17 protein-coding genes and 2 pseudogenes are annotated in these 25,451 nt (G+C 60.1%); 7 read left to right on the forward strand and 12 right to left on the reverse strand.

The genetic code is table 11. From position 1 onward, the window contains the following. Nucleotides 1-101: 101 nt before the first annotated feature. The gene (locus V6617_RS15985) at nucleotides 102-977 is read left to right on the forward strand and encodes a bile acid:sodium symporter family protein (RefSeq protein ID WP_338607916.1); all 876 of its coding nucleotides are present in this window, start codon (nucleotides 102-104) and stop codon (nucleotides 975-977) included. A gap of 9 nt (nucleotides 978-986) precedes the next feature. Here V6617_RS15985 and V6617_RS15990 read toward each other — a convergent pair whose 3' ends face one another. Beyond that, entirely contained in the window at nucleotides 987-2,207 is a 1,221-nt protein-coding gene (locus tag V6617_RS15990) for a glycosyltransferase (protein ID WP_338607917.1), read from the reverse strand. Between the two features lie 547 nt (nucleotides 2,208-2,754). Between V6617_RS15990 and V6617_RS15995 the strand changes: the two genes are divergently transcribed. Then, on the forward strand, nucleotides 2,755-3,792 hold the full coding sequence (locus V6617_RS15995) for a helix-turn-helix domain-containing protein (protein ID WP_338607918.1): 1,038 nt from the start codon (nucleotides 2,755-2,757) through the stop codon (nucleotides 3,790-3,792). A gap of 19 nt (nucleotides 3,793-3,811) precedes the next feature. Here the strand turns inward: V6617_RS15995 and V6617_RS16000 are convergent, their stop codons facing one another. From V6617_RS16000 to V6617_RS16035, 9 genes and pseudogenes are all read right to left on the reverse strand, one after another. Next, the gene (locus tag V6617_RS16000; protein WP_338607919.1) at nucleotides 3,812-4,201 is read right to left on the reverse strand and encodes a RidA family protein; all 390 of its coding nucleotides are present in this window, start codon (nucleotides 4,199-4,201) and stop codon (nucleotides 3,812-3,814) included. 265 nt (nucleotides 4,202-4,466) lie between these two features. Next, entirely contained in the window at nucleotides 4,467-5,030 is a 564-nt protein-coding gene (locus V6617_RS16005; RefSeq protein WP_338607920.1) for a GntR family transcriptional regulator, read from the reverse strand. Then, nucleotides 5,031-5,102 (reverse strand): annotated as a pseudogene (locus V6617_RS19030) (hypothetical protein); the annotation flags it as partial. Between the two features lie 194 nt (nucleotides 5,103-5,296). Next, nucleotides 5,297-6,463 (reverse strand): pyridoxal phosphate-dependent aminotransferase, encoded by a 1,167-nt coding sequence (locus V6617_RS16010; protein WP_338607921.1) that lies wholly within the window; start codon nucleotides 6,461-6,463, stop codon nucleotides 5,297-5,299. Between the two features lie 87 nt (nucleotides 6,464-6,550). Next, nucleotides 6,551-7,819 (reverse strand): FAD-binding oxidoreductase, encoded by a 1,269-nt coding sequence (locus V6617_RS16015; protein ID WP_338607922.1) that lies wholly within the window; start codon nucleotides 7,817-7,819, stop codon nucleotides 6,551-6,553. 105 nt (nucleotides 7,820-7,924) lie between these two features. Continuing rightward, entirely contained in the window at nucleotides 7,925-8,881 is a 957-nt protein-coding gene (locus V6617_RS16020; protein ID WP_338607923.1) for an ABC transporter permease, read from the reverse strand. After that, nucleotides 8,878-9,816: an ABC transporter permease gene (locus V6617_RS16025; RefSeq protein WP_338607924.1), complete on the reverse strand. Its 939-nt coding sequence runs from the start codon at nucleotides 9,814-9,816 to the stop codon at nucleotides 8,878-8,880. Before V6617_RS16025 ends, V6617_RS16020 begins: the two co-directional genes overlap by 4 nt. Then, entirely contained in the window at nucleotides 9,813-11,648 is a 1,836-nt protein-coding gene (locus V6617_RS16030) for an ABC transporter ATP-binding protein (RefSeq protein WP_338607925.1), read from the reverse strand. The genes V6617_RS16025 and V6617_RS16030 overlap by 4 nt, the downstream gene beginning before the upstream one ends. A gap of 85 nt (nucleotides 11,649-11,733) precedes the next feature. After that, nucleotides 11,734-13,473 (reverse strand): ABC transporter substrate-binding protein, encoded by a 1,740-nt coding sequence (locus tag V6617_RS16035; protein ID WP_338607926.1) that lies wholly within the window; start codon nucleotides 13,471-13,473, stop codon nucleotides 11,734-11,736. A gap of 297 nt (nucleotides 13,474-13,770) precedes the next feature. Between V6617_RS16035 and V6617_RS16040 the strand changes: the two genes are divergently transcribed. The 4 genes from V6617_RS16040 to V6617_RS16055 all read left to right on the forward strand — a co-directional run bounded on the left by V6617_RS16040 (nucleotide 13,771) and on the right by V6617_RS16055 (nucleotide 21,428). Next, nucleotides 13,771-15,015 (forward strand): metal-dependent hydrolase family protein, encoded by a 1,245-nt coding sequence (locus V6617_RS16040; protein WP_338607927.1) that lies wholly within the window; start codon nucleotides 13,771-13,773, stop codon nucleotides 15,013-15,015. A 60-nt stretch (nucleotides 15,016-15,075) separates the two neighbouring features. Continuing rightward, entirely contained in the window at nucleotides 15,076-17,151 is a 2,076-nt protein-coding gene (locus tag V6617_RS16045; protein WP_338607928.1) for a S9 family peptidase, read from the forward strand. 294 nt (nucleotides 17,152-17,445) lie between these two features. Continuing rightward, nucleotides 17,446-18,891 carry a hypothetical protein gene (locus tag V6617_RS16050; protein WP_338607929.1) on the forward strand — a complete coding sequence of 482 codons (1,446 nt, stop codon included), beginning with the start codon at nucleotides 17,446-17,448 and terminating at the stop codon, nucleotides 18,889-18,891. Further along, a complete protein-coding gene (locus tag V6617_RS16055) occupies nucleotides 18,888-21,428 on the forward strand; it encodes a pentapeptide repeat-containing protein (RefSeq protein ID WP_338607930.1) in 2,541 nt (846 codons plus the stop codon). Before V6617_RS16050 ends, V6617_RS16055 begins: the two co-directional genes overlap by 4 nt. 503 nt (nucleotides 21,429-21,931) lie before the next feature. Here the strand turns inward: V6617_RS16055 and V6617_RS16060 are convergent. Both V6617_RS16060 and V6617_RS16065 read right to left on the reverse strand, forming a co-directional pair. Next, nucleotides 21,932-22,243 (reverse strand): annotated as a pseudogene (locus tag V6617_RS16060) (IS110 family transposase); the annotation flags it as partial. 414 nt (nucleotides 22,244-22,657) lie between these two features. Next, the gene (locus tag V6617_RS16065) at nucleotides 22,658-24,112 is read right to left on the reverse strand and encodes a winged helix-turn-helix domain-containing protein (protein WP_338607931.1); all 1,455 of its coding nucleotides are present in this window, start codon (nucleotides 24,110-24,112) and stop codon (nucleotides 22,658-22,660) included. Nucleotides 24,113-24,346: 234 nt separating this feature from the next. On the opposite strand from V6617_RS16065, the gene V6617_RS16070 reads away from it, so the two are divergent. Next, entirely contained in the window at nucleotides 24,347-25,432 is a 1,086-nt protein-coding gene (locus V6617_RS16070) for a PLP-dependent cysteine synthase family protein (RefSeq protein WP_338607932.1), read from the forward strand. Nucleotides 25,433-25,451 lie beyond the last annotated feature (19 nt).

The raw sequence follows: 25,451 nt of genomic DNA on the forward strand, positions 1-25,451 counted from the left end.
GGGGGACACTGCAACAGCCGAGCCGCTTGTTGCCATGATCGTTCTACGATAGACGCCGTCTAAGGTATTTGGTCCGTGTCGTCTATTGCGGTGGAGCAGAGATGCTTATCGAAGTCATTCTGCCTGTTATTCTGGCCGTGATCATGTTTTCTCTCGGTCTTGGCCTTCGACCCTCCGATTTCTGGCGCATTGCCCTTCAGCCCAGGGCATTCAGCATCGGCGCCTTCAATCAATTGATCGTCGTGCCGATCGTGGCCTTTGCCGTCGCCACGCTTTTTGCGCTGCCGGCAGAAATGGCGCTTGGGGTCATGATCCTGGCGGCCTGCCCCGGAGGCATATTGTCAAACTCCGCCTCGCGATATGCAGAGGGAAATGTGCCCCTGTCGATTTCGCTGACCGCGGTGATCTCACTGGTGGCAACCATCACCCTGCCGATCCTTGTGGCTCTGAGCGCTTCCCATTTTCTCGGCTCGGAAGCCCCTGCGATCGATGTGACGGCGCTCGGGGTGCAGGTTTTCGTGCTGACGGCCGTCCCGGTCGGCCTCGGTATGGCGTTGACCCAGTTCACCCCCCGCTTTGTAGCCGCAGCGTCGTCCTGGATATCGGGTCTGGCCTTTTGGCTATTCGTGATGATGATCCTGGCGGCGCTGGTTAGCAATTGGGGTGCATTTTCGTCCAACTTCTGGGTGCTGGGACCAGCGCTGATCGCCATGAACGCGGCGCTGCTGCTGATCGGCCTGGCCAGTGGCAGGCTGGCGGGGCTCAACGCCCGGGATGTCACCACCATAGCGATAGAATCAGGGACGCAAAACGGATCGCTGGGGATCACCGTGGGCCTTCTGGTGCTGGGGGCCGGCACCGGGCTGCCCGATACAACATTGCCGGCCGTGATCTATTCGATCACCGCCTGGATCCTGACCATGCCGTTCGTGCTCTGGCGCCGGCGCTACGTCGCACCGCCCGCCACGCCGGCCTAAAGTCCTTGGTCAGCGCGTGCCCCAACGATTGTCCCAAATCGTGAGCAGGGCCACCACACGCAGCGGGGTAAGGATGAGGAGATGGGCCAGACTATAGAGCGGCGCGAGAAGGATCAGCCTGGGCTCGCGCAGGATCAGAGTGACGTTGCGGAAAAGACCCGCCGCCAGGACGTAGGCCAACCAGATCGCAAGGATCGACCACGTCCCCACCACGGGGTCGAAGATCAGCATGTTGGCCATCGTGGAGAGATAGAAGAACCAGAAGAACAGCTCGGCAAAACTGAACAGGCCGGGAAAGCTCAGGACGCCAAAATCTCTGACAGCCAGCACGGATTCACGCAGGAAACTCTTGTTCCAGCGCAACTGCTGCTTCATGAACTGTACCGGGCTGGTGGGCACCTGGGTGGACGCAACGGCGTCGAGAGCAATGACGACCTTGCCGCGCTGCAGCGCCAGCGCCGTCAGCCGCCGGTCATCGCCAAAATGGACCGTCTGCCCGAGAAAGCGCTGTTCCATCCACTCATCTTTCACATCCCGCAGGAAGCCGGATCGATAGACCGACAGAACGCCTGATGCACAGAGGGCCGACCCCATGACCGATTGGGCCGCGCGTTCGACCATGAAGGCATTGCGATAGCGCGCGTCGATGATCCGAGTAAGCCAGTTCACGTCGCGATTGAGGGCACGGATATTGGCCGTCACCGCCGCGGTGTCGGAGTCCATCGCCGCCAACAGATGGGACAGGGCGCGTGGATCGAGCACAGTGTCGGAATCCAGCAGCGCCGTGTAGGGCGCGGTGAGCCGGTCAAAGGCCACGCCCAGGGCATGCCGCTTGCCAACCTGTTGCTCGTTCCGGATCAGCACGACGCGTGGATCGTCCGCAAATACCCCTTTCACATGAGCGAAGGTGGCTATGGACGTCGACCCATCGTCTACCGCGATGACCTGGCCGAGCCGCACATTTCGCTGCGCGAGTACGCTGTGGATCGCCGCCTCGAGCAGATCGGGGTCTTCGTTATAAAAGGCGATGGCGGTATCTATGGACAGCCCGGTGGTGTCGCTTGACGGACGGCGAGCCGAACGCAGGCGGTAGATTTCCGCCAGAACAATTTTGCCGGTCACATAGCCGATGACCAGAACCCCATAGAGGGGGATCACCAGACCGTTGGGCAAGACCAGATGTCCAAGAATGATTGCAATCGCCGCGGCAACAGCAGCCAGACTGGCCAACTTCCGAAGAACCGTGCCCCAGCGACCGGTCGGTTTCGATCGTGATGGCGGGGCAATTCGCGCCGGCGGCACGTGCGTTTTCCCCGCCGATAATGAGCGAGCCGGGGCGGAATAATCGTCCATCATACTAAAAATCCTCAACGCTGCCGATTCCGACTCCCAGCGACGATGGCTGATTGCAATCGTCTCGGGCATCCTGGCGCGCAGCCGTACCCGTGAGCGCAATTGGTCGAGTTGGCTTACGTGAGGAAATGCCAGCAGGCGATGGAGAGCGCCCGACTTTGCATGCAGCGCAAAAAGATTTGCACGCAGGTATAGTCGCTGGTGGCTTTGGCCTTGCGCAATTCTGGTAGAGCGGTGGTGCAAGCGGGCTTCACCGGTGATCGCGAATGGGTCCATCCCTCCTGCCCAAGCAGTTCATTGCATTTGCACGGTGCCATGCTAGAATCGATAATATCGATCGGCATATTCACATTCATGCATGCTGAACTTTTCACACCCGGGACACTAGCGTGCAGAATTTTCAGGGCGCGACGGAGCCGAACTCGTGACGCCGCGTGACCTTCGGGGTGCCGGAAGCCGGCTGGTCCCAAGTCTGAAATTTTCCACGGACTCGGTCAGAACCATCGAGCAATTCGACGCCTGGAGTGCGTTCAACTCCATGGCTGAACTCGAGGCAATCACACCGCCAGCCGAGGGCTTCAAGGCCAGTTCTGCGTCCTATCACCTGGGCGGCCTGCAACTGACCTCGTTTCAGCTTGCGCCAATGAATATCCGCTATACCAGGGATATTCAGCGCAAACTTGGTCTCGATCACTGGTGTCTGAGTGTCACCACCAAGGGCCCGGTCGGCTATCAGAACGATGACAATGAACTGGCTGTTTCGCCCGGCAGTTTGTTGCTGCACTCCTATGCAACCCCCTTCTCTGGGGTAATGGAGCACACCAATTACAGCAGCCTGTTCTTTGCGCGCGATGACTTCTGGGACATCGCCGATCACCTCGACAAGGGCGCGCATCAACTGATGCGGGGGCCAATGTCGCAGGTCATTCGGGACTTCATGCTGTCAATGATCGCACGAGCGGATGGCTTGACCCAGGCCGATGCCTCGGCACTGACAGAAGCTTTCGGCCATCTGATCCGGGCCCTGGTGATCAACAATCCGGCGTCACTGGAAGCGGCAAAGGTGCCGATCGCGGCTGCCCAACTGGAGAGGGCGCGGCGCTTCATCAATGCCAATCTGAAATGGCCGGGCCTGTCGCCCGACACCATCTGCGCCAGTATCGGCGTATCGCGCCGCCAGCTTTTTTATCTTTTCGAGCAGCAGGGGGGAGTCGCCACATACATCCGAAACCGGCGTCTCGCCGCCTGCTATGCAACGCTGGCCAGAGCCGAGGAAGGCAGACAGATCGGCGCGATCGCTTATGAGTATGGCTTTGCCAATCTAAGTTCGTTCTACCGGCAGTTCTCTGCGCGCTATGGCTTCAGCCCAAGCGAAGCGCGCCCCGCCGCGCGCAGCGGTCACACAGTACCCAGCACCGACACCACGTTTTCCGACTGGCTCTTGCGTATCGGCAGGGCGTAGTTTGTAACACCGTCTGCGCCTACTCGGGCCGCTTCAGCGCCGTCGCTTCAATTTCGACTTTGATTTCCTCAACAGGAAATCCGCAAATGATTGTCGTGTTGGTGGGGCGCGGGTCCGAGAAATGCTCACCCAGAACCTTTGATACAGTCATTACGTCCTGCCGATCGGCGACGTAAACTCGCAGCCTTACGATGTCTGAAAGCTTGGCATCGGCTTGGCCCAATGCGGTGGCAATTGTGCGCAGGGCCTGTCGAGTCTGCTCCTCAGCGTCTGCCGAAATGGAGCCGTCAGCCGGGTCATGCCCCGCAGTACCCGACACGAACACCCATTCGCCATCGACAACGGCGCGGGAGTATCCTGCAAGCTTTTCAAACCGCGATCCCGATGAGATTGCCCAACGCTTCGCCATACCCTAACCACCATGCAGATTTCCAAGATGTGATCATATGATCACAGGGAGCCATGTCGATCAATGCTGATATCCCGCACGCTGACAAATACTCGCGTTCGCCTAGAGCCGATCAGGATTTGATTGACTCAAATCCTTGGCTCCAAGCCCTTGTTTTGTCGCGTGTCCGAACCGCAAAACCGTTTCCATCCCCGATCGCGTCGAGGACATGCTTTTGCTGGACACGCTCTGGGCAAACCAAAGGGTATTGCAGCAGGGCGCCGAGCTAGACGCCCGGCCCGGACGCGGCTTGTTCTTCTGATGACCAGATATCGAGCAGAAGATCGCGGGACGTCTGGATATCGGCCTCGCAAGCCGCACCGAGGGCGTCCCAGTCGCCCTTTTTGATCGCCTTCAACATGGCGGCGTGGTGATCGGTGAAACCTTCTCTATGGTCGGTCTCGAGCAGAGCGCTCATTCGATCAGAAAGAAACCGGACATAAGGACCGGACCGGAGCCAGAGATTTTCAATCTGACTGAGCAGAACCGGGCTGTTTGCAGCGCGATAGATGGCGAAATGGAAGGCGCGGTTGGCAGCCGTCATTTCCGTATTCTTGCCTGCACTTGCGCTCGCGCGATGATGATCAAGCAGTTCTTCGAGCGCCGATATGTCCTCTGGGGTCAAATTCGGGCCCGCAAGTCTGGCGGTTGCTCCTTCGACGATGACGCGCGCACGACTGATATCGACCAACTGGGACGACGTGATGGCAGGCACAAATGCCGTGCCCGACGCGGAGATGTTGAGCGCATTCTCCGATGCAAGCCGGCGCAGCGCCTCGCGCACCGGCATATGCGAAGTGTGGAACCGTTCGGACAGCGATGCAATCGTAAAGGATTTGCGCGTCTCAAAAGCACCCGACATCAACGCGTCGCGAAGTTGCTCATAGACCAGGTCGTGGACCGTCTTGCGAGATGATACCGGCTTGAAGTCACCAGTCGAATGTTTGCTTTCGAGCAATCGATTTACCTCGCCTGTTGCCTTTGCGCGCGACCACTTCAGTCTAGTAGGGGTAAGCGGCAACGACCAGCAATATGGAATTACAAATTTCGGTCCTGCTATCCTAAACTTCTTACGAACAAGGTCATACGATCAAGCGCCTCATCGATTTCATCGAGAGACAAGGCACCAAAACACATACGCAAATGCCCTTCGCCGGCGGCACCGTAAAAGCTGCCGGCCTCAACAACGACCCCGCATTCATCCATAAGGCGCTCTGCAAAGATTTGCGAGCGAACGCCGAGCGCGGAGATGTTGGGGAAGGCGTAGATCGTGCCTTGGGGCCACGCACACTTGATTCCTGAAATCTGGTTCAGCCGGGTCACCACGCGGTCACGCTTTCTGCGATCGTCGGCAACCAGTTCCGTCAGAACAGAGGCATCCCCGGTCAAAGCGGCCAGCGCGCCTTCCTGTACGAAGGTATTTACGTGAGTCACATCATTGGCCGTGATCTTCAGTATTGCCGAAACGGCCTGTTTGGGAGCGACCAGGTACCCGATGCGCCAGCCGTCCATCGCATAGCTCTTCGTAAAGGCGAAAAGCGTTACCGTGCGCTCGTCCATACCCGGCAGAGACGCAATGGAAACGTGTTTGGCGTGATCGTATGTAATCTCTTCATAGACTTCGTCGGACACGACAATAAGGTCGTGGCGCCTGGCGATGTCGGCGAGTGCCTCGAGCTCGGCCCGCGTATAGACGCGGCCAGTCGGATTGCAAGGATTGATGAGAACGATCATCTTGGTTTTCGGCGTGATCGCGGCCTCGATCCGGTCCGTATCGATGGCAAAGCCGTTCTCGGCATCCAGTGCAACCGGGACGGGCACGCCGCCGGCCAGCTCGACCTTTCCAATATGCTGCGGATAATAGGGCTCGAGCAGAATAACTTCGTCGCCGTCATCGACGAATGCCATCAATGCGGCGTAGGAGCCGTGTGTAAGGCCATTGGTGACAACGATCTGGTCGGAACTCACCTGCAGCGCGTTCTGCCGCGCCAGTTTGGCAACGATGGCCTCACGCAGCGGACGGATGCCGGGAAGATCGGAATAGTGAACCTTTCCGGCCTCGATCGCTGCAATCGTTGCGTCCTTAATGTGCCGGGGCGTATCGGCATAGGGTTTGCCCAATTCCATATGGATCAGGTTGTCGCGACCACTGGCGGCCGCTCGGGCATACATGCCGAACGATTTTTTCGAAGTGCCGGTAATTCGATGGGCGAGATGCTTCATATCACTTGTCCTGGGGGCGAAAACGGCCGGGTTCGGATCCAGCTCCTGGATTTGGGGTGTGGCTGGTGCAACAACGTCTCGCGATACTCATTGAACGAACCTGTCCTTGAGCCGAGCCTGCAAAAGCGCCGCAGAGGCAACGAGAGGTGTAAACCGGTGAAAGGGCAGCGGGCGCAGGGGTCGCACGGGAATGGGCAATTCGTCGATCGACTCTCCCAGGGCAGCGCGGGCCAGGACACGCCCCAACTGCGCAGTCATCGCTATGCCCCTTCCGTTGCAACCGATTCCGCCAAACCACCCGTCACCGAACCGGTAAAGGCGTGGCAGAAAGTCCGGGGTCATGGCCGCCGTGCCGCTCCACACAATTTCCGGGCTTACGGCATCTGGAAGATCGAGTTCCTCGCCCAGGCGCGTGGCCACACTCCGGCCAAGACGCGCAAATGCGCCCAGCGGCACTGTGGCCATGCCCCCGCTGATCAGCCTATTGTCCCGATCAAGGCGATAAGTGAACAGGTTCTGCCGCGTATCGCCTACTGGCCTGCCGTCCGGGGCAATGCGGCGAACCGTGGACGGATCAGCCGACGTGGTGGCGATCTGATACACCTTCAATGGCACCGCTGACCGCCCCATCCTGGAGGCGACCCCGGTTGTGAACGCATTGGTGCAAACAAGCACCTTTCGTGCACTGATCGACCCGCCAGAACGCATGACCAGGCGCCAGTTGCCGTGCTCGGAGCTGACCCTTTCAACACAATGGTGCTCATGGACCGTACCGCCACGACGCTGTACGCCATGGGCCAGGCCACGAAGGTAGTCGAGCGGGTGGATGGTGCCGCCTTCCTGGTCCAGCAAAGCTCCCGAGTAGATGCTCATACCCGTCTGGGCCCGAACTTCCGCCGCATCCAGAAACGAAACGGGGCGGCCCAGCTCACGCCACTGCGCAGCGCGGGCCTTGAGCATTTCGGCCGCGGCATTGCCATAAGCGGGATTCAGCCAGCCGGTTTGCCGCGCATCACAGTCAATGCCGTCTTCCTCGATCGTTCGAAAAACGGCATTTGCGCCATCACCGACCAGACGCAGCAGGGCGTCGCCGCGTTCTTGGCCGAGCTTTGCCCGTACACCGGCAACATCTGCCCTGGCGAAGTTGGGCACGACAAAGCCCGCATTCATACCGCTTGCTCCGTTGCCGATCTTGCCCGCCTCCAGAACAGCGACCGAGAGGCCGGCATTGAGAAGTTCGCGCGCCGCTGTCATGCCGGTGAAACCACCACCGACAACGGCCACATCGACCTTCTCGGGCAGATTGGGGTCGGAGGTCACCTCAAGGCGGGCGGTCCGTGTCCAGAGCGTTTCCAAGCCCGGTTCTCCAATTCTTGCAATCGTGTGGCGGGAGGCGTGGACCGATCCAATGGCCGTTGGGTATGTGTCGCGCGCGCGCGGACTGTGGGCGATGGCAGACATTTAGGACCTGATGCGGGGATCGAGGAGAAAATAGAGAAAGTCGACCACCAGATTGGCGAGGACGATGAAGAACCCGGCCAGCATGACCACTCCGATGATGACAGGACGGTCCTGTGTCTGGACTGACTGCACCGCCAACGATCCGATCCCCTGCAGTCCGAACACCTGCTCGGTGACCAGAGCTCCGCCCAGAAGCGAAGCGATGTCGGCGCCGAGTTGGGTGGTCAGTGGCGGGAAGATCGACCTCACGCCGTGTTTATAGACGACCTTGCGCTCCGACAGGCCCTTGGCCCGCGCGGTGCGGATGTAGTCCTCCCCCAGGATTTCGAGCAACTGCCCCCGCGTCAGCCGTGCATAGATAGCGGCCGAAAGAAGCGCCAGGGTGAAGCACGGCAGCGCCATGTGCCAGGCCCAGATCAATGGGTTCTCGAGGAACGAGCGGTATCCTCCGGGGGGAAACAGGGTGAAGCCGGCCTGCCGGGGCAGGAAATAGAGAAAGTAGAGCGCCGCCATGCCCAAAACGAACGACGGAAAGCTCACCCCGACCAGAACGAAGCCCTGCCCGAGCCGGTCCCGCACGCTTCCCGGATGCCGGGCGGACATGATGCCAATGGGTATGCCCATACACAGCCACATGATCACCGCTCCAATGCAAAGTGATATCGTGGCAGGCATGCGGTTTTTGATAAGCTCGATCACCGGCTGCTGGTTGCGATAGGAAAACCCCAGGTCCCCGCTCAGGCTGCGCCCCAGGAAGCTGAAATATTGTTCAATTACGGGACGGTCGAGGCCCAGGTTTTCGCGCACCATGGCCACCTGTGCCTCGGTGGCACGCTCGCCCGCCACAATGCGAGCAGGATCGCCCGGCGCAACAAAGAACAGCGTGAAGACGAAACCACTGAGCAACAGCAGCACGAGTGCGGCGAAACTGATCCGGCTGGCAATGAAAGAGATCATGATTCCGAACCGATTGGCCTGGATTTTTTCTTGGTCGATCGCTTCACCGTGCTCTTGGGATCGAGCGCATCGCGTATAGCGTCGCCAAGGATGTTGAACGAGAGGGTGGTGAGCAGGAGTGCCAGACCGGGGAACAGGACGAGCCACCAGGCAAACATGTAGATCGAATTGTTGGCCGCTTCGGCGAGCATGCCCCCCCAGCTCGGGGCCGGAGGGACGATGCCCAGTCCGAGAAAAGACAGTGTCGCTTCGAAAATGATCGAGATCGGAACCATCATGGTGGTGTAGATAATGATGGGTGCACCCAGATTGGGTAGTATATCCATGACCATGATCGAAAGGTGCCCCGCACCCATCGAGCGCGACGCCATGACGAACTCCCGCTCCTTGAGTGACAGTACTTGCCCCCGGATCACCCGGCCCATCGTTGTCCAGGAAAAGAAGACGATAACCGCAAGGCTGAGCGTAAGGCTGGGGCCGAATACGGCCACCAGTGAAAGCATGCAAAGCAGAACCGGGATGCTCATCACCAGGTCCATCGCACGGCCAAGAACAGCGTCGATCCAGCCCCCAAAATACCCCGCGACCAGACCCACCGTGATGCCGATTATGGCCGCCAGGAGGGAAGCCACGAACCCGATCGAAAGCGAAATGCGCGCTCCATAGGCAAGACGAACGAAAACGTCTCGTCCCAGCTGGTCGGTGCCGAAAACGAACTCGGCGTTGGGGGGTACGGGCAGTCCGGTTGGCGTCAGGCCCGTCTCGCGAAATTGCTCGGCGGACGAATGTCCCGTTAATGCTGCTATCGCGTCGGCACCCACGGCGATGACGATGAGCACGACCAGAAACGCCAGGGCCACAAGGCCGGCCCTGTCGGCGATCAGGCGTCGTATCGTAAGTTCGAAGGAACTGCGCTGTTTGATTTCACTGCTCATGCGATCAGCCCCCGGTCAACGACGGGCGCGCTGCCTGCATTGCGATATTGGGGATCGGCCGCGGCCAGCAATTCGCGCGTATAGGGATGCTGAGGATTGTCGTACAGTGTCTGGGTATCGCCCCGCTCCACGACCTGACCGTCTTTCATGACGACAATGCGCGAACTCACATGGCGTACCACCGCGAGATCGTGGGAGATGAATAGGTAGGACAGGCCCAACTCGCGCTGAAGCTTGATGATCAGATTGAGGATTTGCGCCTGAATAGACACATCCAGCGCCGAAACCGGCTCATCGAATATGATGATGGACGGATTGAGTGCCAGCGACCGGGCGATTCCGATGCGCTGTCTTTGGCCACCGGAAAATTCGGAAGGAAACCTGTTGTAGTGCTCGGGATTGAGCCCGACGATTTCCATAAGGTCCCGGACCCGGTTTTTTCGATCAATTCCGCTGGCCACCTTCTGGATACGAAACGGATCACCGATGATCGAACCTACCCGGCGCTTTGGATTGAGCGATCCAAAAGGGTCCTGAAACACCATCTGAATGCGCTTGCGCATCTCGACCCAGGCCCGCCGATCGAGGCCAACGATGCTTTCGCCTTCGATCTGGACGTCTCCCGAGCCTGGCGGGGTCAAGCCAGCGATGATGCGGGCAAGGCTGGACTTGCCACAACCGCTTTCGCCCACGATTCCCAGCGTCGTGCCACGGGGCAATTGAAGGCTGACGCCCTTGAGCACCTCGACCCCCGGCTTGTTCGAGAGAAAAGACTGCCCACCATAGGTCAGGCGCACATCCGATACGTTGACGACGATATCGCTCTGCGAAGCCTCGTCATCGCTCGGTACGGGTGCAGCAGCCACACGACCCCGTTCGGCCTTGTTCTCGAGCCAGCACAGCGATTGCGTACCGTCCTCGAACCGCCGCAACGGGGGGCGCTTGCCAGAACAGATTTCGAGCGCCAGCGCACAGCGCGGGGCAAAAGCGCACCCCTTTTGCTCGACCAGAAGGCTGGGCGGCTGGCCGGGAATTGATTCAAGATCGCCTCGGACATCATGACTGGGAGACGAGCGAAGCAATCCCAGGGTATAAGGATGAGCCGGCGTGCGCAGTACCGCTTCGGCGGGGCCTATCTCCATGCGATTGCCCGCATACATGACCATGGCGTGGTCCGCGACCGACGACAACAATTCGAGGTCATGAGTGACCATGATGATTGCCGTGCCCAGTTCCTTTCGCATCTCGTTGAGAAGGGCGATGATCTGGGCCTGAACTGTCACATCGAGCGCTGTCGTGGGTTCGTCGGCAATAAGCAGGGCCGGGCGCAGAACGATGGCCATGGCAATCATTACGCGCTGGCGCATGCCGCCGGAGAACTGATGAGGATAGTCATGGACCCTTTGTCCGGGTTCATGAATGCCCACCCTGCCGAGCACCTCTATGGCCTCGGCAAGTGCATCGCGGGCGCTCGTCTCACGATGGGTCCGTATTGCTTCGGTGATCTGGTCGCCAACCGTATAGAATGGATGGAGGCTCGAAAGCGGGTCTTGCGAGATCATGGTAATTCGATTGCCGCGCAACCGCTGCATCTGCTTGGGCGGAAGCTTGAGCAGATCGCTGCCTTGGAAATTGATCTGTCCCGAAATCTTGGCCTGCGGGAGCAGCCCCATGATTGCCTGAGACAATACACTTTTGCCTGAACCCGACTCCCCGGCAATACCGAACAGCTCGGCTTCCTGCACAGAAAAGTTCACGTCGCGCGCAGCCTGCACATCGCCATCCCCGGTCGGAATGTCAATTGTGAGATTTTGAACGGACAATAGGGTCATTGAGCCAGCCGCAAGCAAAAAATGTGGAGAGTTGGGCTCCAACAGGGGAGCCCAACTTCGGTGTTGTGGGTGGATACCGAGCCGGTCAGCGGTTCAGCCAGACGTTGGTCCAGTCGCCATTGCCACCGGCAGCATAGGGCAGGAAGTTTTCGACGCGTGCGCCATGATAGAGCACGGTGGTCTGGGATATCAGCGGCACCGTCGGAGGATCGGCCATCACCACTTCGTCGACCTCGTTCCAGAGGAGCTCGGCTTCCCCAAGATCGGTGGTGCTCAAGGCGCGTTCAGCGATCTCGTTGGCCGCTTCATTGTTATAGTCCGAGAAGTTGAAGGTGCCGTGCGTGCCGTCATAGGTGTATTGCGGCTGGAAGATCGAGCGGGCGGCACCACCGGGCCAGTCCGGTGACCAGCCCGAAGGGACCAGATCCCAAACCCCGTTCAGGGCGTTGTCGAAATTAGTGATCAGGCGCGGGTAGAAGTCTGACGCCGGGGTCGGGATCAGTTCGATCTCGAATCCCGCTTCCTGAAGGCTGGCCTGCAGCACCTGGGCTTCGGCAGCACCATTACCCGCATTGCGGAACGGCATCTTAAGCGACAGGCCATCTGGATATCCCGCTTCGGCAAGAAGCGCGCGTGCACGCTCGGGGTCACCCTGGCTGTCGGGTGTCGGGTAGGGCTCGAAATCGTGATGCCCCAGGATACCAAGGGGGAAGATCCCGTTGAGCGGTGTGGCAAATTCGGGACCACCCACCTGCTGGACGACGGCTGCCTTGTCCACGGCGTAGTTGAGAGCCTGCCGTACCAGCGGATCGCGCAGCGCGCCATCATTGTTGTCCGAGACCGTGTTGATCCAGATCATTCGCGAGGCGCCTTCGGCGAGCGTCGAGATCTTTTCGTCACCCTGCATTGTGAGCATCTGCACGGTCACGGGCGGCACGTTGATATCATAGAGCATATCGCCATCGCCCGATTGCAATTGCTGCATGGCCGCATCCGGCTGAACGCCGGCAATGACTTCTATTTCATCGACATAGGCATTACGCAACGGATCGCTTTCCGCATCCCAGGCAGGATTGCGCGATAGCGTGAGGCTCGTATCGGGGATGTAGGACGCGATCGTATAGGGGCCGCTGGAGATGTAATTTTCCCGGTATTCCGGACTGTCGGGCAGATAATCAAGAACTTCAACCGGCGCCGGCGTCGTCACCGGCAGCGTCAGAAGATAGATGAAGTCGTTGGCGGCATAGTTGAGATGAAATACCACCGTGTCGTCGGCCGGCGTTTCGATGCCGGAGATATCGCTTTCTTCGATGTAGGCCTTCATCGCTTCAACGGTCGGCTCGACTTCGGCAAAGCCCGCGCAGAAGTCGGCAAACCCGACAACCAGATCTTCAAAATAGGACACCGCCGGAGCGGGAATGTAGGGGTTGCAGAGACGCATGAACCCGCGCTCGACATCGTCTGCAACGATTTGACGCGCACCGTCCGGGGCATCCCAATTGGCGCCTTCGCGGAGCGTAAATGTATAGGTCGTGCCGTCGTCGGTCGCGGTCGGAACGCTCGCGGCGAGGTCGGCTTGCGGTGCGATCTGCTCGGCGGGATCTTCCGAGGCAGCAAAATTTATCAGCTGCCGCGTGGTCGCCCGGAAAAAGCTTCCTGTGTCTGCGGTTGCGGGCGGCACGGTGTCGAACCGGTCGACTTCCGCTGTGCCGAGAATCCGGAGCGTGCCACCGGTTTGCGGCTCTTGTCCATAAGCGCTAACGGAGCTCAGCAGAGCCAGAATAAGCCCTCCCGAAGCCACCATGGTGGATTTGCGAAATTTCATGACTTCCCTTTCTGCCGCCTTGGCATTCCCTCAAAGCGTGGCCGGCATATTCCCTCACGGCGGCACACGCTTAGTCTGAGCATTTGATCAAACTATCTCGAACTTACGAGTGAGGTGATGATCTTGTCAACGCCCTATCCATTCGCCGCGATCGAGCCATTCACACAACACAATCCATCGGATAGAGGGTTTGTGATTTTTTGATCAAATGGCTTTACATGTGGTCGGGTTGCCGACACATTGCCCGAAATTCCGGGTCGTTCTGACCCCACGTGCATGCAGGCGGAGAAAAATATCATGGCAGCTATCGCTTTCACCAACGCCACAATTTTCGACGGAGTGAGCGACGAGGCAGTTCCCGGGATGAACGTTCTGGTTGTGGATGGGTGTATCGAAGCGGTGAGTGAACACCCCTTCACGGGCGACGCCATGACCGTGTTCGATCTGGGGGGCAGAACGCTGATGCCCGGTCTGATCGATGCGCATGCACACGTCTTCGCCATCAATCTGGTCGAAGAGCACAATCGCAACATCCCGCTGACCGAGATGACGGCGCGGGCGGTACCGCGTATTCGCAAGATGCTCGACCGGGGCTTTACCAGTGTCCGTGATGTCGCCGGTGGAGACGTGGGCATTCGCAACGCCATCGCCCAGGGTTACATTCCCGGCCCCCGTCTTTTCGTAGGTGGCCCGGCTCTGAGCCAGATCGGTGGACATGGAGACCATCGCAGCACGACCGATGAGAGCCTCGACATCGATCTCAATGCGAGCGCGTTTCACTTTACCTGCCGCATTGTCGATGGCGTGGACACAATCCGCAGCGTCGTCCGCAACGAAATGCGCAAGGGGGCCGATCATATCAAGGTGCTGGCGTCCGGTGGCGTCGGGTCGCCCAATGATGCCATTGAAGTTCCTCAGTTTTCCGAAGACGAGATCCGCGTTGTCGTGCAGGAAGCAGCCGTGCGCGGGAAATATGTGTGTGCCCACGCCTATGAAAGTGCAGCGATCCAGCATTCCATCAGAGCCGGAGTACGCACCATCGAGCACGGAAATCTCATCAATGCCGAAACCGCGGCAATGGTCGCGGCGGCCGATGCCTTTGTCGTGCCGACTCTGGTGGCCTATGAAGTCACGGCCCAGCACGGCGAGCGCCTTGGCCTGTCGCCTTATGTCATGTCCAAGCTCAACATGGTCAACGATGCGGGCATAGCCATGCTTGGCCTGTGCCAGGACGCTGGCGTCCAGCTCGGGTTCGGCACCGATCTGATGGGAGACATGGAATTTGCCCAGCTTGAGGAACTGGCCATCCGCGCCCGTGCGCAGCGCCCGGTCGATGTGCTCAAATCAGCGACATCGGTCAATGCCAAAATTGTCCAGCGCTCCGGCGAACTCGGCGTTATAGCGCCCGGCGCAATTGCCGATATCATCGTGGTGGACGGTGATCCGCTCAAAGACATTTCGGTTCTGACCGAACCGGAAAAGAACCTCCGTCTGATCATGAAAGATGGCGGAATTTACAGGACTGACCTCACCGCCAACTAGCGCCGGGTTCAACTGCGCCCGATTTCACCCCACCCGATTATCGTCCTGTAGAGCTCGACAATGACTGCCCTTCAAACTGCCCCGCTGACCTTCGAAACCCTCTATAGCGAGCCCAGCATCATCGGCACCCTGCCCCTTGGCGCATGCTGGTCGGCGGATGGCAAAAAGCTGGCGTTTCTCTGGAACGATGCCGGCCACACCTTCCGCGATATCTGGATCTGGGAAAAGGATGGCAAGCGCGTTAGCCGACGCACCCGGCTTGGCATCGACAGGACCAGCGGCGAAGCCAGGGGCATTTCCGAACTCGCCTGGATCGGATCGGACCGCCTTGCCTTTGTCCTGGACGGACAACTTTATAGTGTCGAAAGCGATGGCGCCATTGGCCCGTTGGCGATCGGCGCGGCGGTTGTGCGCTCGCTTGTCACGAGCCCCTCTGGGGATAGGTTGGCCTTTATTGCCGGCTCATCATTGATGACAATCGCGGTATCGGGCACCACGCGAGCTGACCCTCTCGTAATGGGCACTGGTTTTGTGGGCATCGAATCCTTCAAATGGTCGTCCGACGGCAAACAGATTGTCTTCGTCGAGTCCGATGACACCAACACCCGAAAAATCGAAATTGCCTATGATGCCAGGGGCGAAGCCCGAAGGGACCGGTTCACCCGCGCTTTTCCGGGGGATTTGCTGACGCGCCGCAGGATCGGTCTCATCGACGTCGCGGGCGGAGAGCCCCTGTGGTTCGAACGTCCCGATGCCGAAGACGCAATCTGGGGTTATGGCCTGTCGCCCGATGGAAATGCGCTGTTCATCAGCAGCAGCGTTCTCTCGATCAAAACGCATACCGTCTACATGTTCGACGTGCGATCGGGGGTGCGGACCGTCCATTATTCGGCGCATGACGCCTTCAAGATTCGCCCCGATTGGCAGGTCGAGTTTGCCCCCGACGGCAGGACGCTGATTATCCTGACTGATCGCGACGGGTTCAATCATCTCCATAGTCTCCCCACCGCGGGCGCGGCCCTTGAGCCCATCACGGCCGGCGCCTGGGAGATCGCCGAATTCGCCGTCGATGCCGCCAATGGCACCATCTACTTTGTCTCCAACGCGTCGCATCCGGCGGAACGCCAAATCTATTCGGTGCCGCTGACTGGAGGCCCTGTTTCGCAACTGACGCGAGCCGCAGGAATTCACGTGCCCATCTATGCGCCGGATTTCAGTGCATTTGCCGACCTGTTCAGCAACGACATGACCCCGCCGGAGCTCTTCGTTCGGGCCCTTCCGGACGCGTCCGACGACCACCAGATTACCCGGTCGCCGCGCCCCGAATTTGCCGATCACAACTGGGCCGAAGTGCGCTATGTGCCGTTCCAGAGCCACATCGATGGCGCCGAACTTGTGGCAAGGGTCATGCTTCCCGCCAATTTCGAGCCCGATGGCAGCCACCCCATGGTTGTTGGCTCTGTCTATTCCGACGGGCTTCTTAATCAGTGGGGCGGACGGGCGGCCCATCCCAGCTGGGGCATCGATCAGTATCTGGCCTCACGTGGTTTCGTGGTGGTAAGCCCGGAAATCCGCGGCAGCTTCGGGCGGGGCCGCGACTGGAACCGCCCCATGCTCAACAGCTATGGAAGCCAGGACATCGAGGATATTGCAGACTGCGTCAAAGCCCTCGTCGATCTGGGCTATGCCGATGGGCGGCGTGTCGGCCTTTGGGGGTCGAGCTATGGCGGACTGATGACGTTGATGTCGTTGTTCAAAAAGCCCGGATTTTATGCCGCCGGCTTTGCCGGCGCACCCGCCACCAACGTCTGGCACGCTTATCCCGAACAGGGCTGGATCATGGGGCTGACAGAGGGCGATGACTTTGTCGACCGCTACCGCGCCCAGTCGGCGCTGTTCCACAGCAAGGACCTTCAAGATCCCCTGATGATCCTGCACGGGACCAAGGATGAAGTGGTTCTTTATGCCGATACCATCGCCCTGGTCGAAAAGCTGATCGCGCAGAACAAGAAGTTCGAACTCGTAACGCTGCCCGGGACGGGGCACGCCTGGGCAAAGCAGGATCTGGCGCTGACGCGCTTCGCCTATGGAAAGCTTGCCGACTTTTTCGAAAAGACCCTGAAGGGCTCCAGGTAAGCCCGGCGTTCTTGTCTGACGCATGAATCCCCCGCTCCGTGCCCTTATCGGTCGGCGAATTTTTAGCGCGACGCCTCAATATCGCTTGGTGGGCTTATGGGCCCCAAATGCTGGCGGCACCCGATACGCGAGCCGCTTGCTTTTCTGCGCCGGTGACGAGAAGGGTCGTACCGCCATGGGGTTCGGTCGAAATGGCCGAGGACGCCTATTGCGATCCCTCGACTTTGCCGCAGATTGCCAAGAGTACCCCATCTGCTACAATCTGGCCGGGGAACGGGGGCTTGGCACTGGCTTATGGTTGGATCTGAACCTGGTTGGGAAGAACAGGATCTCGACCGCGTCAGGACGCGGCGCAAAGCTTTGCTCAGCCTGCTGGAAGCCGATATTTCGCTTTTGATGAATGGCGCCGGGACGGGGTCTGCGGACCTCAAGCTCGAACAGGCATTGCGGCTCGAAGCCGCTTCGCTCAGCAAGGTGCGACTGTGGCATTTTGTTTGGTCTCTGCCGAAAGGGACGCGGCTGGCCGGCCTGGCGGCTGGAAGTGAGCCGCAGTTTGTCGACGCTTTCGTGCTGGCGGGTCCGGCGTCTCTGGCACGGATTGCCGGTGCCTTCCGCAAGCCGGATTTTTCCGCAAGCGATCTCTACGCAGCGCGCCAGACATTGGGCGGCGACGATGTGCGACGCTATGTCGGCTCGTTGGGGTCGGAAGCCGGCGAGGTCACATCGCGCCTGATCGAATGTCTGAAGACGGCCGACCGGAGGGAAGGCGCGATCTGCCTCGGGATGGATCTGGCCTGGCCGAACTCGATTGGCACCGATCAGGAGAACAAGCTCGCCTTTACCGCCGAGATTGCGGACGGCAACGCGGACTGGTCGCCGGCCAGCCTGAGGCAGAACAAGATGCTTGCGGCAAACAAGGACTTCGTCGAAGCGCTGATCGCGGCAAGCGTTGCGACGCGCGAGGACGTCTCCGCGGCGGCCAGACGCGACCGGGAGCGGCGCGAAAAGGAGGAGCCGCTGCGCATGCTTTTCGATGGCAATTCGGTCAGCAGCGAGGTCTTGTCGTTCAATTCGCGTGCGGAAGCGGACCTTGTGGGATTTTCCGGGCCGGTGGAAGGCGAAGCCGTGGTTCTCAAGGTTGCCGAACTCCCGTTCTACAAGCGTACGCGCCTCATCGACATGCTGGACCGGCGGAGTGGCTATCCCAAGATAGCCCGCTTCATGGGCGAATACAGCATGGAGGGCAATGTCATCAGCTACGAACGCGTGCTGCCGATCGATTGGCAGTCCCGCACAATCTTTGCCAAGAACGCCTCCGAGAACCTGCGCCTGACGGCGGAAACGGTCCCCTCGTATCTGAAGTTTTTCTGCCAGTACATCAGGGGCAGCGACGGGTATTTCCGCATCATTGAAGACCCCGCCGAGTTGTCCTGGCTGGGCATCAGCAACGACGCCGCCCGAAGGGCAGCGAACCATATCCATCCCATAGAACTGTGGACGCCGGAGGCGGTGCCCGACCCGACCGGGGACGCCGCCATGCAAGGCCAGGGATGCTATCTGGCGCGCGGTTGGGTCATCTATTCCCGCGCCTTGTTCGCGGCGGTCTTTTTGGTTTCCGAAACCGGGGCCGTGCGGATGATCGAGGACCAGCCCTTCGGCGCACAATTGCCCATAGTGCCCGAGACGATCAGCAAAAAGACCCACTTCATCTACCTGCTCAGAGAAGAGGCGCAGGCATGACCGGCGAAATGGACGCACGCGACTTCAAGGAGTTCATACGGCTCGGCCAGTTCGAAAAGATTGAACGCGCGCGCGTCACAGGCGAAGTGAGTTTTCGCGGCGAGGAAATTCCCCGCAACCTTCGCCTTCTCTACGTTACATTTCTGGGACCCGTCGATTTTGGCGACGCCCGGATTTCGGGGTCGCTGGACCTGACCGGATGCTGGTTTGGACGCACATTGAGCCTGTCCAATGCAATGATCGATGGTGAACTCATCCTTGACGATGTGGTCGTGGAGTCGACGGCCCAAAACGGGAAAGCCGGCGACTACGATCGGGCGGTCGTCGGGACTGCGCTCGATGCAAGCGGACTTCGGGTGACCGGTCGGCTCAGCGGCGCATTCCTTTCGGTGGTCGGTTTCGCCGATTTCTCTCACGCCAGGATCGACGCCAATGCAGCGTTCCTGGCCTTCGAGATCCGCAGATCCTTTGCGATGTCGGGGCTCACTGTCGGCGGCGATCTGCACCTGACGGCAGGCTATCGCTCAGGCGCTACAACAAAGGGCTTTGTCGCGGGCAACCTTGACGCCGCAAATGTTTCTGTGCGGGGCAATGTGTTCATTGCCGGTGTCCACATCAACGGCAATCTCAATTTGTGGTCGGCCGATATCAGCGGCAATTTCTGGCTGACCCCTGCCGTTTTCAAGGGAAGCGAGGCCGTGGCTTCGGTTGTTCGCGGTGACATGCATCTCGGCGCCAGCACGGTGCGCGGCCACGTCCAATTCGAATCCGTGCAGATCGATGGGGTGCTCAAACTCTATTCGGTGGACATCGGACCCTTGCGCATCAAGCACGCCAACGATGCCGATGCCGGACCTCTGGGACGCCGGGGGTGTCGACTCGGTGGAATGTGGGCGCTGGGCGCCAGGATCCGGGGAGACGCGCTTCTATACAATCTCGAGGTTTCCGGATTCGGCGTCGGCGGGGAGCGGGCGGTGGATCTCTCGCAGGCTACCATCGAAGGCAACCTTCGGCTTTGGGCGCCCGGCCAATTCCTCGAGGAGGGCATGAGGGTCACCAATGGAGCCGACATGCCCGAGGACCGGCAGAGCCTGATCGTGGGCGACATCGACCTTAGCGGCTGCTCGATCGGAGGCGACTGCAATCTCACCAATCTGCAGGTTGACGGAGCCGTACTGCTGGACGATGCGGAAGTAACAGGTGACGTGCTGTTTCAGTCAGCTGTCTCTCTGCTTGACTCGCTACAGACCCAGGAGCGCCATCGCGACCTCTACAACCGGCTGGTGCAGCATGCGCTCGAGGACAGGACCGGGAAGCCAATGGCGCGGGTCAGGCGTCTTTCAATGGTCATGTTGCGTTGCCACAATGATGTCGATCTCAGTGGCCTGACGTTGCGGGCGACGGAGGCCGAAGTCCGCAGCCATAGCGGCTACGGCACCATCGACGCTCACGACATCACAGTGGCCGGTCACCTGTGGCAGTACCGGACCGTGGGGCATCAGCGCTGGCAGCAGATTGCGGGCGGCGATGTCGGTATCAGGCCGCCGAACTCGGATGCACAGATACCGGGCAGCGCCGACTTCTCGGGATCGAAGGTCTGGCACATGTGCCTTTCGGGCGCCAGCTTCCAGACCCCGGTTACCAGAAGAGAGGATGCCGAAACGGTTGAGCGCGAACGCGGGCTCATCCTGGCGGGTGCCAAGATCAATGAACTCGAGATCACCCCGCTTTCGAGCCGGCACATCTTTCCCATTCCCATCAACCTGGCCGATACGGCCGTTACGCTGTGGAATCTGCACGACGCTGACGACAACCGGTTCACACGCTACAAGTCACTGCTCGAGAGCGATGCCACCTTCAGGCGCTCGACCTATCTCGCCGCTGAGTCCAGCCTGCGCAACAGAGGCCATGAAGCCGAGGCCGACGCTATCTACCGGGAAATGGTCAGACGTGGCCACAGGGAGCGCGTTCGCCGCCGTTTCTGGCCCTCTCTGCTCGAAATCACCATGGTGGGCGTTCCGGCCATGCTGATCTCAATGACCCTGCAGCTCGACTTGCTGGTCATCCTCGCCACAATACTGATTGCCGCGCTGCTGTCGCGGCCGCTGGTGGCCTTTGTGCGCTGGCTGTTGTGGGACTGGCTGCTGGGATTCGGAACGCGACCCATAAGGATCGGCGTCGTGATCCTTATTTTCCTGATTATCTCGTTTGCCGCGGTCTATTTGGATTCGCGGAATATCGGGCCCACAATCGGCGCCGAGGTTGCGACCCCCGATAGCCCCTCGTACCCGCAGAGGTGGGACTTGTGGGACGGCGCCGCCATAACGCTGCGCGTCCATGTTCCACTGGCAAATTGGGGGGTGCGCGACGACTGGCAACTGGCCGACGCTCCCGAGAGGAGCCTGTATTTCGCACAAACGCGCGTCGAAGGGGTCAGGCCGGAAGATTACGGCATGCTCATGATGATTCTGAACTTTTTGGCGTGGCCGCCCTTTCTCGCATTTGCCCTGCGCCGCGCCTTCCGCTTCGCATCCTAACGCCGGGCGCCCAATTCGGGTGCGGCCCCGATGATCTTTTCGCCCGAACGCGAGCGGCGGGACGCCGCGAATTTTTGGCCCATGCAGGGAAAGTGGCGCGCCGGTCAGAACAAACCTGCGAACACTTACTGCATTGAGTTACTCGGTAATTTACAGCCATATACGAGAGTTTCGTGCCTGTTGTCACCGTATATGGAGTGACCGGGAAGGGGTCCGGCGCACTCTTCTGTCCGGCCCGTTGATGCAGCCACGAGAGACTGCTGGCCCTGATGGGGTCGGCGAACAAGGCCCCAATCTGGTTATCGGGCTATTGCGCCTCAGACAGTCCATGGGTTGTCCTTGCTCCCGGCCTGACCCGTATCGCCATCACTTCGCTTCGCTCTTACAACCTCATGGAGCCGATTGATCGGTTCGAACTGGTATCCGCTTTAGGGTCACCTCATAGGTTTGGAACATGGCGGGCTTGATAGGTCTCGGCCCGAGCCACTATCGCCCGGACCTCACCGCATGGTGGGGCGCGTCACCGCTTCGCAGATCGCCTCTGCGTCCACCGAGTCGTTCTTGCCGCGCTTCATATGGGGCTTGACGTAGGCAGGCGGCATCAAACGGACCTCGTGACCCAGCTTTGCCACCTCTCGCGCCCAATGGTGTGATGTGCCGCACGCCTCCATACCGACCAAAAAGGGCGGCAACTTAGTGAAGAATGCCAGAACCTGCGATCGGCGCAGGGCCTCGCGAATGACAAGCTCGCCAGAGGCGTTGACGGCATGAACCTGGAAAATGCGTTTTGCCAAACCGGGGCCCAAAGTGGCAATCTGCGTGGCGGATGGCTCCTTTGCTCGGGTTGCCTGAGAGCAAACCCACTTTGGCACTCAGATGCCGGGAGCGGGAGCCATCCACCTCATCTGGTTTGGGCGAGTAAGTACGGAAAGGCAACGTTCGCGATCCACCGCAATTTCAGTCATTCAAGCTGGGCTGCGAAGCGCTTGAAACCCGCCGTTTTGTTCACCACTGGCTGTTCGGCTTGAGCGGGCCTCGAAGAAGACAGGCAGGTTCGGTACGGATCGGTGCTAGCGAACTTCGAGGCGGCAGCGGCAAGGTCTGCCCCAGTGGCTACACGGAACCATCATGACCGGGTCTCGCCTTTCTAAGCGACGTGATCGAACTTGACGTCCAAACGCGACAACGCTGATTTTCGCTATCCGGCACGGCTGTGCGGCGAGTCGTGATCAGAAGCCATGTCGGCGCAGCTCCGCCGCAATACGGGCGCGCGAGGCCGTTTCGCGTGTCGGGAAGGCAGCGAAATAGTCTGCTGATGTGGCGTCCGGCTTGAGACTGCGGGTCGTTTGTCGCCACCGGGCCGCCTGTTCATAACGCTCGGCCAGCCCGTTCGCGACAAGCGCGATCATAGCGATCAGGTAATGCGCTCCGGGCGTGGTCGCCGCACGGTCGGCCCAACCGGCCGCGGCCTCATAGTCTTCCTGCTGGATTAGCATCTGCGCCCGCACGCCGCGAATACCGTATAGCAGCGGGTCGAGCGGGCTCAGATTCAGCGAAGTGTCCAAGGCGGCGAACGCGACAGTTGCATTGCCCGTCAACATTGCCGTGAATGCTGTGGCATAAAATCCCTGCGCGTAATTCGGGTTCAGCGAGGTCGCCCTCGCCAGCCAGTCTGCGGCGATCTCGGGCTCGTTGGACAGCCAGAAGGTGCGCCCCATCGTGAAATTCGCGAACGGGTCGAGAGGGTCCAATTCGAGTCCGCGTTCGGCATGGCGACGTGCGTCTCGCGCCGCTTGCGCCGGATCGGGCGTCAGGCGCAGGAACGCGTCCAGAAAACTGGTGAAGGATAATCCCGCATGAGCGCGCCCAAGCTGAGGATCCGCCGTGATCGCACGCTCAAAGCAAAGCTTCGCAAGCGCATTGTCTGTTGCCGTGAACCTGTAGAGATGGCCAAGGCCGATGTGGTAGTTGGCCCAGGCGTCCACTCCGGTTGGATCGCTCAGCCGCGCGATGCGCGCCTCGTTGAAGGGTATATGCGCCTCGAGTGCCGATACCAGGTGCGCCACGATCCGTCCCCTCAGATCGTCGATCTCATCAAGGGGAGACGCGAGCCTGTCTGCCCAGATGATCTCGCGCGAGATGGCGTCGGTCAGTTCGAGGGTCACCGCGATGCTGCGGCCGGGGCTCTCGATCACGCCGGACAGGACGTAGCGCGCGGCAAGTGCGGTCGACACCAGATCAAGATCGGCGGCGACCTGCCGGAAGCGGAAGGTTGATCCCCGCGCGATCACAGCAAGCCATCGCAACCGCGACAGTGCTTCGATGATCTCGTGCGGGATTGCGTCGCCAAGAATGGCGAGTTCCGGCAACATGCCGAGCTGTTGGAAGGGCAGAACCGCGATCGAAGGGCGCCCGCCAGAACGGTCTGGTGTCGGGTGGGCGGAGTCCTGCGAAGCCGCTTGCCCGGGCGACGAGGTGGTGACCTCCGGGATGAAGCGGAAGCCTCGACCATGGACCGTGGAGATTACTGCCTGTCGCGCGCCATCGTCGCCGACGGCCTTGCGGGCCGAGCGGATACGGCTCGAAACACTGGCATCCGACACAGCCTCGCCCTGCCACACTGCGGCAACGATTTCGTCCTTGGTGACCATGTGATCGCGGTTTCGAACGAGATGGATGAGCAATGAGAGTACCTGCGGCTCAAGCCGAACCGGCTCACCGCGACAGCTGAGCTGAAATCGCTCCGGATCGAGCCGAAAATCGCCGAATGCCCAAGTCATGTGAGAGCATACAGCACAATTCTTGGCTTCTACAGGAATTCTTCAGAACTCCGTCAAGCCAGCACAAGGCGGACGGTGCAGATTCCACGAGCGAAACTTGGCTCGCCAGTCAGAAGCAAGCGGCGAAGGAGAAAATCGATGGACGCGATGACAATGCGCACAACACAGGGGCGTGGCAGGCTTTTCGCCAGCGTCCTCGAAACGGTTGGCGACACCCCCGCAATCCGGGTCAACAATCTGGCCCCGGCCGGTGTAGAACTCTACGTCAAGACGGAAGCTTTCAACCCGGCTGGATCGGTCAAGGATCGTCTGGCACTCAACATCATCGAGGAGGCAGAGCGCGACGGAAGCCTTAGGCCCGGTCAAACGGTGGTTGAGGCGACATCGGGCAATACCGGCATCGGTCTTGCGATGGTCTGCGCTGCGAAGGGCTATCCCCTGGTCGTGACCATGGCCGATAGCTTCTCGATAGAGCGGCGCAAGCTGATGCGCATGCTTGGCGCCAAGGTCGTCCTGACCCCGCGCGCGCAAAAGGGTTTCGGCATGTACAGGAAAGCCGTCGAACTGGCCGAAGCGAACGCCTGGTTCCTCGCGCGCCAGTTCGAGACCAAGGCCAATGCCGCCATTCATGAGGCAACGACCGCGCGCGAAATCATCAACGATTTTGCGGGATCGCGGCTCGACTGGTTCGTGACGGGCTACGGCACCGGCGGCACGGTGGCGGGCGTTGGCCGTGTGTTGCGCCGGGAAAGGCCCGAAACGCAGATCGTGCTCGCCGAACCGGCCAACGCGCAATTGATCGGCAGCGGTCGCTTGCAGGAGCGTGATCCCGGGGGCGCGCCGACCTCAAGCCATCCCGCCTTCGAACCCCATCCGATCCAGGGCTGGACGCCGGACTTCATTCCGCATGTGCTGCAACAGGCGATCGACGCCAGCCTCTACGACAACGTCACCCCTATCGCCGGCGCCGAAGGGATCAAATGGGCGAAAGAGCTTGCGCAGAAGGAAGGAATTCTGACCGGAATCTCCGGCGGCGCCAGCTTCGCCGTCGCCCATCAGATTGCGGAGCAGGCGCCAGCCGGATCCGTCATCCTGTGCATGCTGCCCGATACCGGCGAACGATACATGACGACGCCGCTCTTCGACGGGATCGAGGCCGACATGGACGAGGGCGAACGCGCCCTCTCGTTGTCGACCCCCGGATACCAGCTCGCTGCCGCATGACGACGCCAAGGGGGACAGC

The sequence above is a fragment of the Pelagibacterium nitratireducens genome (assembly GCF_037044555.1).
Lineage (GTDB): Bacteria > Pseudomonadota > Alphaproteobacteria > Rhizobiales > Devosiaceae > Pelagibacterium > Pelagibacterium nitratireducens.

Bases quoted from the DNA above. Each gene is read 5' to 3' on its own strand.
- V6617_RS15985 (WP_338607916.1), top strand. From the start codon at position 102: ATGCTTATCGAAGTCATTCTGCCTGTTATTCTGGCCGTGATCATGTTT.
- V6617_RS16000 (WP_338607919.1), bottom strand. From the start codon at position 4,201: ATGGCGAAGCGTTGGGCAATCTCATCGGGATCGCGGTTTGAAAAGCTT.
- V6617_RS16005 (WP_338607920.1), bottom strand. From the start codon at position 5,030: ATGCCGGTGCGCGAGGCGCTGCGCCGGCTTGCATCGGAGAATGCGCTC.
- V6617_RS16010 (WP_338607921.1), bottom strand. From the start codon at position 6,463: ATGAAGCATCTCGCCCATCGAATTACCGGCACTTCGAAAAAATCGTTC.
- V6617_RS16020 (WP_338607923.1), bottom strand. From the start codon at position 8,881: ATGATCTCTTTCATTGCCAGCCGGATCAGTTTCGCCGCACTCGTGCTG.
- V6617_RS16025 (WP_338607924.1), bottom strand. From the start codon at position 9,816: ATGAGCAGTGAAATCAAACAGCGCAGTTCCTTCGAACTTACGATACGA.
- V6617_RS16030 (WP_338607925.1), bottom strand. From the start codon at position 11,648: ATGACCCTATTGTCCGTTCAAAATCTCACAATTGACATTCCGACCGGG.
- V6617_RS16035 (WP_338607926.1), bottom strand. From the start codon at position 13,473: ATGAAATTTCGCAAATCCACCATGGTGGCTTCGGGAGGGCTTATTCTG.
- V6617_RS16040 (WP_338607927.1), top strand. From the start codon at position 13,771: ATGGCAGCTATCGCTTTCACCAACGCCACAATTTTCGACGGAGTGAGC.
- V6617_RS16045 (WP_338607928.1), top strand. From the start codon at position 15,076: ATGACTGCCCTTCAAACTGCCCCGCTGACCTTCGAAACCCTCTATAGC.
- V6617_RS16050 (WP_338607929.1), top strand. From the start codon at position 17,446: ATGGTTGGATCTGAACCTGGTTGGGAAGAACAGGATCTCGACCGCGTC.
- V6617_RS16055 (WP_338607930.1), top strand. From the start codon at position 18,888: ATGACCGGCGAAATGGACGCACGCGACTTCAAGGAGTTCATACGGCTC.
- V6617_RS16070 (WP_338607932.1), top strand. From the start codon at position 24,347: ATGGACGCGATGACAATGCGCACAACACAGGGGCGTGGCAGGCTTTTC.